The organism is Campylobacter sp. BCW_6889 (assembly GCF_001762535.1).
Classification (GTDB): domain Bacteria; phylum Campylobacterota; class Campylobacteria; order Campylobacterales; family Campylobacteraceae; genus Campylobacter_D; species Campylobacter_D jejuni.
In genome coordinates this window covers 45,529-57,578 of the sequence record NZ_MJWZ01000004.1, presented here as the reverse complement: position 1 = coordinate 57,578, position 12,050 = coordinate 45,529, and the positions used below count along the sequence as shown (strand labels likewise).

The 12,050-nt window shown below is 32.3% G+C and carries 10 protein-coding genes and 1 pseudogene; 5 read left to right on the top strand and 6 right to left on the bottom strand.

Annotated elements, in window-relative coordinates:
- Positions 1-1,047, top strand: a pseudogene (capC, locus tag AJ939_RS00320) (autotransporter adhesin CapC); the annotation flags it as partial.
- Between the two features lie 621 nt (positions 1,048-1,668).
- Here the strand turns inward: capC and AJ939_RS00315 are convergent.
- The 6 genes from AJ939_RS00315 to nspC form a co-directional block, all read right to left on the bottom strand.
- On the bottom strand, positions 1,669-2,601 hold the full coding sequence (locus AJ939_RS00315) for a formate dehydrogenase subunit gamma (protein WP_044778902.1): 933 nt from the start codon (positions 2,599-2,601) through the stop codon (positions 1,669-1,671).
- Positions 2,598-3,239 carry a formate dehydrogenase FDH3 subunit beta gene (gene fdh3B, locus AJ939_RS00310; RefSeq protein ID WP_002851264.1) on the bottom strand — a complete coding sequence of 214 codons (642 nt, stop codon included), beginning with the start codon at positions 3,237-3,239 and terminating at the stop codon, positions 2,598-2,600. Before fdh3B ends, AJ939_RS00315 begins: the two co-directional genes overlap by 4 nt.
- A complete protein-coding gene (locus AJ939_RS00305) occupies positions 3,236-6,040 on the bottom strand; it encodes a formate dehydrogenase subunit alpha (RefSeq protein WP_079254195.1) in 2,805 nt (934 codons plus the stop codon). Before AJ939_RS00305 ends, fdh3B begins: the two co-directional genes overlap by 4 nt.
- Entirely contained in the window at positions 6,040-6,231 is a 192-nt protein-coding gene (locus AJ939_RS00295; protein ID WP_002851537.1) for a twin-arginine translocation signal domain-containing protein, read from the bottom strand. Before AJ939_RS00295 ends, AJ939_RS00305 begins: the two co-directional genes overlap by 1 nt.
- On the bottom strand, positions 6,206-6,919 hold the full coding sequence (locus AJ939_RS00290; protein WP_079860494.1) for a molecular chaperone: 714 nt from the start codon (positions 6,917-6,919) through the stop codon (positions 6,206-6,208). Before AJ939_RS00290 ends, AJ939_RS00295 begins: the two co-directional genes overlap by 26 nt.
- Before the next feature lie 304 nt (positions 6,920-7,223).
- Positions 7,224-8,372, bottom strand: a complete 1,149-nt coding sequence (nspC, locus tag AJ939_RS00285) for a carboxynorspermidine decarboxylase (protein WP_070276024.1) — start codon at positions 8,370-8,372, stop codon at positions 7,224-7,226.
- A gap of 123 nt (positions 8,373-8,495) precedes the next feature.
- On the opposite strand from nspC, the gene cueO reads away from it, so the two are divergent.
- Genes cueO through AJ939_RS00265 form a run of 4 tightly spaced genes read left to right on the top strand, consistent with a single transcriptional unit; the run spans position 8,496 to position 11,901 of the window.
- On the top strand, positions 8,496-10,037 hold the full coding sequence (cueO, locus tag AJ939_RS00280; protein WP_070276025.1) for a multicopper oxidase CueO: 1,542 nt from the start codon (positions 8,496-8,498) through the stop codon (positions 10,035-10,037).
- 1 nt (position 10,038) lies between these two features.
- Positions 10,039-10,260, top strand: a complete 222-nt coding sequence (locus AJ939_RS00275) for a MoaD/ThiS family protein (RefSeq protein ID WP_002779488.1) — start codon at positions 10,039-10,041, stop codon at positions 10,258-10,260.
- A complete protein-coding gene (locus tag AJ939_RS00270) occupies positions 10,261-10,707 on the top strand; it encodes a molybdopterin synthase catalytic subunit (RefSeq protein ID WP_070276026.1) in 447 nt (148 codons plus the stop codon).
- Between the two features lie 3 nt (positions 10,708-10,710).
- Entirely contained in the window at positions 10,711-11,901 is a 1,191-nt protein-coding gene (locus tag AJ939_RS00265; protein ID WP_002881768.1) for a molybdopterin molybdotransferase MoeA, read from the top strand.
- Positions 11,902-12,050: the final 149 nt, after the last annotated feature.

The window sequence follows — 12,050 nt, the reverse complement described above, 5'->3', positions numbered from 1 at the left end:
GGTGTAAAACTAGCCCTACAAATCAAAAAAGACACAGACAATACAGGTAAATCTGTATCCAATCTCAATTCAGCTTCTAGTGCAGTAAATACCACTATGAATATTTCTAATGATGTTTCTATAGGTTCTCGTGTAGCAATGCTAAACAATCCTTTTGGAACTTATGCTTCTAAAATGAATGGCCTTAAATTTGCTGCTTTAGATAGTGATATGAGACCAAGCTATGTAAATGAATATACCAATAGTATTTGGGCTAATGCTTTTGGTGGTGCTAACATTATCGATGGAGATAGTGGTGCAATGTATGGTGCTACCGTAGGGGTAGATAAACAAGCTAATGATAATGTTTTATGGGGTGCTTATTTTACTTATGCAAATGCTAAAATCAAAGACAATAATTTAGAACAAAAAAGCGATAACTTCCAATTAGGTATGTATTCTACTATCAATATAGCTCCACAATGGGAACTTAATCTTAAAGCTTATGCTCAAGTTTCTCCAACTAAACAAGACAATATTCAAACAGATGGTGCATATAACTCAGATTATACAAGCAAATTCTTAGGATTTAGTGCTAATGTAGGTCGTGTGTTTGACTTTAGTGATAATACTTTATTTATTAAACCTTTTGCAGGGATAAATTATTATTTTAGTTATACTCCATCTCATACAGAAAATGGTGCTATTGCTAAAGATATTGATTCTATGAAAAACAATTCTGTAAGTGTTGAAATGGGTGCTGAATTTAGAAAATATATGAATGAAAACTCTTATATTTTTGTAACTCCAAAAATAGAACAATTTGTTATCAATAGTGGTGATGATTACACAGCTAACCTAGCTGTAAATAATGCTTTCTTTACTAGCGTAGAAGCTAACAACAAGAAAAAAACATACGGACAAATTATCGTAGGGGGTAATGTAGATTTTACAAATCAACTCAGTATAAATCTTGGCTTTGGTGCTAAACAAATACTAGCAGGTAAAGTAGATAATAAAAATGAAACTTACTTAAGTGGTCAAGTAGGACTTAAGTATAAATTTTAATCTTAAACTTTTTGAGAATTCTTTACAACGAAATTCTTGTTAAAACACAAGAATTTAAAAGTTTTAACCTATATAGTACGGCAATCTCTGCCGTGCATAGGATTAAAAGAGATATAACAAACACGCTTTTTTACTACGCAGTGTAGATTAAAATGTAAATGTTTTTAAGAAATTAAATTAGAAATAAATTTATTTTAAAATATTTTTAATCACTTTTACTTTGACTAAATTTAAAAACATCTTAAAAATTAATAATATTCCTTAATAAAAAAAGATAAAAAATGCTAAAGTTTAAAAAACCTAGTGTTTATGGAGATTAGAATGATTAAAGAACAATATTTATAATTGCTTTAATTGTTCTTATTCTTATAGCTAATTTAATCAAACAATAAAATATGTTAAAACCTTACTTAGTCAATCTTTAAACACAAATTCTTACTAGGCTTTGGTAGAGAGTTTAGCCTAGATCAAATCTCACCCCAAAATAAAAATCTAATTTAATTAAACTTATTTTATTAATGAAAAAAAGTCCTTAATATAAAATATCGAATTTAAGTATAAGAATTTTATAAATATTTAAATTTAAAAATCTCTCTTAAACTAAGAGAGATTGATAAAAAATTAAATTTTCACATTAGGATCATAAGAAAAACTAGGTTCAATTTGCTTTTTATTGCTTAATTCTTTATACCAATAAGAATGTAAAATATAAACCTCTTCTTCTTCTTTATAACCACTAATCATAGAATGGATACTGCCTTTGATTGCAAATACTGCCATATAAATATGCACGCCAAAAAACACTGCACACACTATACCCAAGAAATTATGCACTATAGCTGAAATTCTTAAAAGTTCAATTTGAGTTAAACCAAAAAGACCTTGAATTGCCGTGGAATTAAAATCAAGAAAATACATAAATCCACCTGTAATTATCATCAAAAATCCACCAAATACAGCTATATAATACCAAGATTTTTGACCAAAATTAAACTTACCTGCAGGTACAGGACGTTTTACTTTGCTTAAATAACCACCTACTATCATCATCCATCTGATATCATAACTTGCAGGAAGCATTCTTTTAATCCACCATAAAAACATAGGGATTATAGAGATGATAAATAAAACCGTTGCAAAAGCATGTAAATTTTTACAAACTCTTACAAAAAGTCCACCTCCAAAAGTCGCCCCAAACATCATCACAAAACCAGTTGGCACTAAAATCACCCAAGAAATTGCCGCGATAAAATGAAAAAGTCTTTCAAATAATGTAAAAGCATAAATTTTCTTTCCATCGTGTGAAAATTGCTTAGGTCCTATAACCATATAATGCAAAGCAAATGCAGACAATACCGCAATAATAGCGATTAAAGCTATAGTAGCTATATATTCACCTTGCAAAGTTGTCCAAAGTTTGCCAAAAGTATCATAATTTGGGATATTTGTAATACGATGAAAATCCCAAATTTGAGTATCTTGTCCCATTCTCTCGCTACCATAAGCAAATAAACTTACCACGCTTAACAAAAGCGTTACAAATACTTTTCTCATAAGCGTTCCTTTCCTGTGTAAGCAATCTTCCACTCCAAACTTTCTGAAGGATTTGGAATGCCATAATTTCTATTCATAAGTCTATTATGATAAATCTCTTCTATTTTAGAACTTTCACCTACTAAAAGTGCTTTTGTCGAACACATCGCAGCACATACAGGAACTTTTCCTTCTGCGATACGATTTTGACCATAAAGTTCTCTTTCTTTTTCTGAATTCGTTGCTTCAGGGCCACCTGCACACATAGTACATTTATCCATAATGCCTTTATTTCCAAAAACACTATCTTTTGGAAATTGTGGTGCACCAAAAGGACAAGCATAAAGACAATATCCACAACCTATGCAAATTTCTTTATCGTGCAAAACAATACCATCAGCACGGATGTAAAAACAATCCACAGGACAAACGATAGAACAAGGAGCATCATCACAATGCATACAAGAAATAGAAGTTGAAACTTCTTTTCCTTGAATTCCTTCATTTAAAGTAATTACACGGCGGCGGCGAATATGAATAGGAAGCTCATGTGCTTCATCACAAGCTACCGCACAACCATTACAATCAATACAACGCTCATTATCACAAAAGAATTTCAAGCGTTCTTTTTCCAAATTTGCAAAATTTACCTTACTCATTTTCCATCCTTACTGATTCTACAAAGCCCACCTTTAGTCTCTGGAATCTGACACATGATATCATAACCATAATTTGTTACCGTATTAGCACTTTCTCCGCTTGCATAAGGCTTAGTTCCTTCTGGGAAATTGTGCGTTAAATCCACGCCTTGCATAACTCCTGTAAAATGGAAAGGCAAGAAAATCATGTCTTTTGCTACACCTGGATTAACCTTCACTCTTACATGAATTTTAGTGCCTTCTGGAGAATGCACCCAAATCATATCTCCTGCTTTAATGTCTTGCTCTTTTGCTAATTCAGGATTGATCTCACAAAACATTTCAGGTGTTAAACGCGTTAGATACATAGACGCTCTATTTTCCATACCTGCACCATTTAAATTCACAAGTCTTGCAGTAACAAGATTAAGCGGGAATTCTTTAGAATAATCCTTAGCTTGTTGTACAGAAACAAATTTAGTATCCACGCGATAAAGTGCTTTTTGATCTTCAAAACTTGGATATTTTTGCACCAAATCGTTTCTTGGAGAATGTAAAGGCTCACGGTGGAGTGGAATTTTATCTTTAAAAGTCCAAACTACAGCTCTAGCTTTAGCATTTCCATAAGGAACTATGCCTTTTTCTATACATTTAGTTGCTATGATATTGCTATCATCATAAGACCAAGTTGATCCCATTTTTTCTTTTTCTTGGGCACTTAAAGTAATGCCTAAAACTTTTTCTATATTATCTTTAGTAATTTGTGGATAACCTGTATCAATAGGCGAATTTAAAGGCGCATTTTTAGCAAGTAAACTCTCTCCTTCATACTCAAGTCCAAAATTGTTTCTAAAGCCCATACCACCTTTTGCTACTTCAATGTCGGTATTATAAAGCACAGGAGAACCTGGATGCTTATCACTCCAACAAGGCCAAGGAAGCCCGTAATACTCGCCAGCAACTTCGTCTTTTCCTTCTAAAGTTACCTCATCAAATTTATCCCAGTATAAAGTATGCTTTTTAAGCCTTTCAGGACTCCAACCATTAAGTCCTATACTTCTAACTGCTTTTGCAATTTCTCTTGTTGCATTTTCAGGCCAAACAATCTCACCTTTTTCATCGCGTAAAGTCTTAGTAAAGTCTTCATAAAAGCCTAATTTTTTAGCAAGCTCAAATAAGATTTCTTGATCTTCCATGCTTTCATAAAGTGGATCTACAACTTTAAATCTCCATTGTCCGCTACGATTTGTAGCTGTTACACTTCCGCTTGTTTCAAACTGTGTTGCTGCAGGTAAAAGATAAATTCCATCTTTTCTTTCTGCGATAATCCCTGCTTCATTCACAAAAGGATCAGCCAAAACTAAAAGCTCTAAAGCTTCCAAACCTTCTTTAACTTTTACTTGTTGTGCAGTCGAAGTGATACCATTTCCCATAACTACTAAAGCTTTTAAAGGCGTTCCTGCGTTATCGATAGCATCATTTCCATCTTTTCCATTTAAAGCCGCTGCCCACCATCTAGCAAGTGAAAGTCCGGTTTTATGCATCCAATCTTTACTTACAAAATTTCCTAAAAGCCATTCATAATCCACACCCCAAATTTTGGCATAGTATCTCCAAGTCGCTTCATTTAAAGGATAATAACCAGGTAAATTTTCACTCAAACAAGCCATATCCGAAGCACCTTGAACATTATCGTGTCCGCGTAAGATATTAACTCCGCCACCAAATTTACCTATATTTCCAAGTACCATTTGCACAATAGGTGCTAAACGCGTATTTGAAGTTCCTACAGTATGTTGAGTTAAACCCATAGCCCAAATAAGCGTAGTTGGTTTGTTTTTAGCTACTTCGTGAGTGATTTGCACCAAAAGTTCTTTAGAAATTCCCGTAACATTTTCTACTTCTTCGGCTGTCCATTTTGCTGCTTCTTCGCGAATTTTATCAATTCCAAAAACTCTTTCATCAAGATATTTTGTATCTTCTAAACCTTCATCAAAGATGATTTTTAGCATTCCATACATGAAAGCAATGTCAGTTCCTGGACGAATTCTTGCATAAATATCCGCTTTTGCTGCACTTTTTGTAAATCTAGGATCTACAACGATAAGCTTTGCACCTTTTTCTTTTGCTTTTAAGAAATGTCTAAAACCCACAGGGTGATTTACCGCTGGATTTGCTCCAATGATAATGATACATTTACTTCTTTGGATGTCTCCAAGATGGTTTGTCATAGCGCCATAACCAAATGTATTCGCCACACCGGCGACTGTTGCGCTGTGTCAAATTCTAGCTTGATGATCTACATTGTTCGTTCCAAAAAATGCTGCAAATTTTCTTATATAATAAGCTTGTTCATTATTAAGTTTTGCAGAACCTAAAAACATAACACTTTCAGGATTTTCTTTACGATAAGCAGCTAGTTTTTCTCCGATCTCACTTAAAGCTTGCTCATAACTTATGCGTTTCCATTCTCCATTTTCTTTTTTCATAGGATATTTTAAACGCACATGTGAACGCACCATATCGATCATATCAGATCCCTTGCAGCAATGTCCACCTGAACTCACAGGATGATCTTGAGCGATTTCTTGACGCACCCAAACACCATTTTGCACTTCTGCAATAATCCCACAGCCTACAGAACAGGCTGTACAAACTGTTTTTACTTTTTTACTACCTTCATAAGCTTCTTTAAGCTCATCAGCACTCGCTTCTCTTAAAGTTTCACTTCTAGCAAGCAACGGTGTTGCTAGGCTTGAAAGTGCTGCCATTTTAAGAAAAGAACGACGCGTAAGCTTGATATTTTCACCTACACTTGACATTACTCAGCCTTTATATAATAATTTTCCCAATTAGCACTTCTTTGAAAAAGCACTTCTTTTTTCTTACTTTTACCTTTAACCAAATCTTTTCTTTCTTCATCTTTAGCTAGAGCTAAAGTTGTGCTACCAAGCACTCCAGCAGCCCCTAAGGCAAAAGCGGATTTTTTAAGAAATTCCCTGCGATTTTTCACGAGTCCTCCTTTGTTTATTTGCTTCTCTTCTTAAAAATTCTGAACGCGATAGATCGTTTTGCACTTTTTTAGAATTTATTTTTGCAGGTTTTTCCACTTCAAAGCAAAGTCTTTCAAATTCCATAAAAGCCGATGCAATACTTGCAATTTCCTTATATAAATTCGCATTTTTATTCATGAAAACATCGCCTAAAAACTCATCAATGCTTTTATTGATCACTTTTTTAAAAAGCTCTTTGGCTAAATCATCTTCATTTTGCCTTAAAAATTCACTCATCAACAATAAACAAAATCCAACACTATCTTCACTTTCTTTAAAAAATTTTTCATTGCGTCTTATTTTACTTTTGACTAAAATTTGACGCACGCAAAGTAAAGGATTTGAATTTTCAAAACCTTCTTCTATGTAAGAAAAAGTTGTTGGAATGCTATTTTTAAGACTTAAAAAAAGCAAATCATATTCTTTAAAAAATGCTTGTATAGAATTTTCATCATCTAAATGCTTAAGCAAGATATCAAAATTTGATTTTAAATTTTCATCAAATAAACATTCTTGCATTGTCTTTAAATACTCTTGTAATTTTGACAATCTTTCTTCAGAAAATGAAAAAACAAAAAGCTCTCCTAGACATTGATAATAAAGACTTCTAGCTAATCTTAATTTTTCCAAATCCATTAAAGCCCTCATGCATTCAAAATTTTCAAAAATAGCTTTAAATTTTGCTTGAATAAATATTATGCAAAATATACCTAATATTCATTTTAAAGCCGATTTTTAAATCAATTTATCTTAATACTATTTGATTTAAAAATCACTGAATTTCAATAAAATTCCACAAGGATTTAAAATCTTAAAAAAATCATACCAAAGTATTTAAAATTAGATATTTGAGTTGATTTTATATTTGAAAAAATAAAATACTTTGCATAAAATTTATGTCTTTGATTCTCTTCCAAGTAAAATTAACATTTTATGCAAATTATAAATAATACTAATTTCTTAAAGAATAATCCTTATAAGAAAATTCTCTTATCATTTGAAGTTCATTTTTTGCATTTAAAAGCATGAGATTTGGAAGTCTTATGCCATTAAAAGTTGTGTTTTTCACAATGGTGTAATGAATTTGATCTAAAAAAACAATTTTATCGCCGATTTTAAGCTTTTTATCAAAGGCATATTCTCCCATTACATCACCTGCTAAACAAGTATTTCCAGTAAGCAAATAGGCAAATTCGTTTTCTTTTAAGTCTGAAATTTTTTCATTTTCTCTTGTGGCTAAAATTTTAGCATTTAAAACTTCACTTGTATAAGGCATGATGATAGTATCTGGCATATGCGCTTCGCTTGAAGTATCTAAAATAGCAATTTGTTTTTCATTTTCTATGATATCTACTACACTAGCTACTAAATTTCCTGTCTGCCAACCTACCGCTTCACCTGGTTCAAGATAAACTTGCACACCATATTTATCACTGAAATTTTTACACAAAGCAATAAGTTTTTCAACATCATAGCCTTTTTTGGTGATGTGATGTCCTCCTCCAAAATTCACCCATTTCATTTGCCCTATCCATTTGCCAAATTTCTCTTCAAAAACCTTTAAAACAGCTTCTAAAGCATCGGCACTTTCTTCGCAAAGTGCGTGAAAATGAAGTCCTTCTATAGCATTTAAATCCACATTTTCAAAATCTTTAGCACGAATTCCAAGTCTTGAGTATCTTCCACAAGGATTGTAAAGTTCTTTTGGGGCTAGAGAAAATTCAACATTACAACGAAGACCTAAGGAATTTTTTTGTGTTTTGCTTTGAAATTTATGAAATTGAGCTAAAGAATTAAACACTATATGATGAGATAAACTGGCTATTTCACCTATTTCATCTTCTTTAAAAGCAGGTGAATAAGTATGAATTTCTTTATCCATATATTCTTTAGCAAATTTTGCTTCCCAAAGTCCGCTACAAGTACAACCTTTTAGATATTCTCCAACAATTTTCATCGCTCCTGAAAAAGCAAAACCTTTTAAAGCTAAAAGCACTTTAGCACCACTTTTTTCACCAACGCTTGCTAAAAGCTCACAATTTTTTCTTAATTTATCTTCTTCTAAAATATAAGCTGGAGTTTGAATTTTTTCATAAAACATTATTTTTCCTTGATTAAATTGCTAAAATCATAACAAAATTAAACCAAATTTTCAAAATAAATATTTACTAAAACTAAAAAAATAATGACTATAATACAAAAAATCAAGCAAAAGGAAAAACTAATGAATAGAAGAAATTTTTTAAAATTTAATGCACTTACTCTAGCAAGTATGGGTGTAGCCTATGCAAATCCTATGTACGATATGCACTCCATGCATAAAAATCATTCTATAAATCATGACTTAGATACTTCTTTTATAAACTTTGCTCCAAAAAATTTAAAGCTTTTAGATCCAAAACAATTCCCCCAAGGAGAAATTTTAAAAGCCTTGCCTTTACTCAAAAATGAAAGTAAAGAAAAAAATATTTTTCGTACTACCCTAGAAATCAAAGAAAATCATATAGAGCTTATCAAAGGTAAAAAAACCTTATTTTATACTTACAATGGCCTCGTGCCTGCTCCAAAAATAGAAGTTTTTGAAGGAGATAAACTTGAAATTTTAGTCAAAAACAAACTCAAAGAAGCTACAACTATACATTGGCATGGCGTTCCTGTGCCACCTGATCAAGATGGAAGCCCACATGATCCTATCTTAGCAGGAGAAGAAAGAATATATCGTTTTGAAATTCCTCAAGATAGCGCAGGAACTTACTGGTATCATCCACATCCTCATTATACGGCTTCTAAACAAGTTTTTATGGGTTTAGCAGGGGCTTTTGTGATCAAAGCAAAAAAAGATGCTTTAAGTCATTTAAAAGAAAAAGATTTGATGATTAGCGATTTGCGTCTTGATGAAAACGCTCAAATTCCAAACAATAACCTAAATGATTGGCTAAATGGTAGAGAAGGAGAATTTGTACTCATCAATGGACAATTTAAACCTAAAATCAAACTCGCCACAAACGAACGCATACGCATTTATAATGCTACTGCGGCAAGATATTTAAATTTACGCATACAAGGAGCTAAGTTTATACTTGTTGGTACTGATGGTGGACTTATAGAAAAAGCTATTTATAAAGAAGAACTTTTCTTAAGTCCTGCTTCTCGTGTAGAAGTTTTAATCGACGCTCCAAAAGATGGGGAATTTAAGCTAGAAAGTGCTTATTATGATAGGGATAAAATGATGGTAAAAGAAGAACCTAATACCCTATTTCTAGCCAATATTAACCTAAAAAAAGAAAATGTAAAACTTCCAAAAAAATTAAAAATTTTCAAACCTTCAGAAGAACCTAAGGAATTTAAAGAAATAATCATGAGTGAAGATCATATGCAAATGCATGGTATGATGGGAAAAAGTGAAAGCGAATTAAAAATCGCTCTTGCATCTATGTTTTTAATCAATGGCAAAAGCTATGATTTAAAACGCATTGATTTAAGCTCCAAACTTGGAGTAGTTGAAGACTGGATAGTGATAAACATATCTCATATGGATCATCCTTTCCATATACATGGCACGCAATTTGAACTCATCTCATCAAAACTCAATGGCAAAGTTCAAAAAGCCGAATTTAGAGCCTTAAGAGATACTATAAATGTGCGTCCTAATGAAGAATTAAGACTTAGAATGAAACAAGATTTTAAAGGGCTTAGAATGTATCATTGTCATATTTTAGAACATGAAGATTTAGGAATGATGGGAAATTTAGAAGTAAAGGAATAAAATGGTAAAAGTGGAATTTTTAGGCCCCATAAATAAAGAAAATTTAGAACTTGAGGTAAAAAATTTAAAAGAATTAAAAGAAATTTTGCAAAAAGATGAGAGTTTAAAAGAATGGCTAGAACTTTGTGCCGTATCTTTAAACGATGAAATCATTTTTGATGAAAACACTAAGTTAAAAGATGGTGATAAAATAGCACTTTTACCGCCAGTTTGTGGGGGTTAAATGAAACATTTTACACTTTATCAAGGTTCTTTAGATATTCCTAAAATTTATAGCCAATGGTATAAATTTGCCAAGGATAAAAACTGCGGTGCTTTACTGACTTTTTGTGGTATTGTGCGTGAAGAAGGAGGTATTGAGGCACTTAGTTTTGATATTTATGAACCGCTTTTAAAAAAATGGTTTGATGAGTGGCAAAAAAGAGTAGATTTTGATGGTATTAGCTTGCTTTTTGCTCACTCTATAGGCGATGTGGCGGTTCATGAAAGCTCTTATTTTGCAGGAATTTTAAGCAAACAAAGAAAATTAGGACTTAAACTTCTTAATGAATTTGTTGAAGATTTTAAAGCAAGTGCACCCATTTGGAAGTATGATGTGATAAACAAAGAAAGAATTTATGCCAAAGAAAGATCAACCAAACTTTGTGGTGCAGGACTTTTAAAAGGATAAAAAATGTTAATGTCTTATGAAGAAAGTTTAAAAATTTTACATTCTCATATCAAAACCTATGAAAAGATTGAAAAAATAGCTCTTACAGAGTGTTTAGGACGCATTTTAGCTCAAGACATAAAAGCCCCTAAAAATCAGCCTGAATTTCCAACTTCGGCTATGGATGGTTATGCGATCAAATTTGAAGATCAAAATAAAACTTTAAAAATTTTAGGCCTCACACCTGCGGGCACTATGCCACAATTTAGCGTGCAAAATGGTACTTGTGTAAAAACCTTTACAGGCTCACTCATGAGCGAAGGAAGCGATACTTTAGTCCCTGTTGAAAATGTACGCGTAGAAAATGATACTCTTTTTATAGAAAAAAAAGTTCCCCAAACTTTTGCCGTGCGTGCGGTAGGAGAAAACTATAAAAAAGATGAAATTTTACTCAAAAAAGGCACAAGGTTAAATTATAGCGAAATAGCTCTTTTGGCTGAACTTGGATTTTTTCACATTAGTGTGTTTATAAAGCCTATTGTAGGGGTTTTAAGTAGCGGAAGTGAGATCAAAGATCTAGGAGAAGCCTTGGAAAATCCTGCTCAAATCCGCTCTTCAAATCATATCGCCATAGCTAATTTAGCTAAAAATTTAAATTGCGATACAAGGGTTTTTCCTCTTTTAAAAGATGATGAAAAAGCCACTTTTTCTACCCTTGAAAGTGCTTTGCAAAGTTGTGATATTTTAGTTACAACTGGCGGAGTTTCTATGGGGGATTTTGACTTTTTGAAAAAAGCTGTCAAAGAATACGAAATCATCATCGATAAAGCCGACATAAAACCAGGTAGACATATCAAAATAGCCAAGGCTAATGAAAAATTCATTATCGCCTTACCAGGTTTTCCTTACTCGGCTATGGTAATGTTTAATCTTTACGCAAGAGAGATTTTAAACTCTTGGTTACTTCAGCCTAAAGACTATATTTGCAAAGCCTTCTTACAAGGAAGCTACAAGAAAAAAACACCTTATTTGGAATTTGTCGCTTGTAACATAAAGTTTGAAAATGGACGCATTTTAGCTAATCTTGAAGGTAAAAAAGAAGGCTCTAGTGCGATTATAAACAATCTTAACAATAAAGCTGCCCTTATGGTGGTGCCAAAAGAATGTGAAATGTTAGAAAATGAAAGTTTAGTGGATATTATCTTTATGCCTTAAAATTATTTAAATAATTTTATTTCGATTTTAATCAACCATAAATTTCAATAAATTTCAAATTTGCAACCTCCTTTTAGTGGAGTAATTAGCCCTAGCGGAGTTTCAATCCACTAGGGTTTTTAGTCCCTTTTTAAATTTCTTTATGGTAA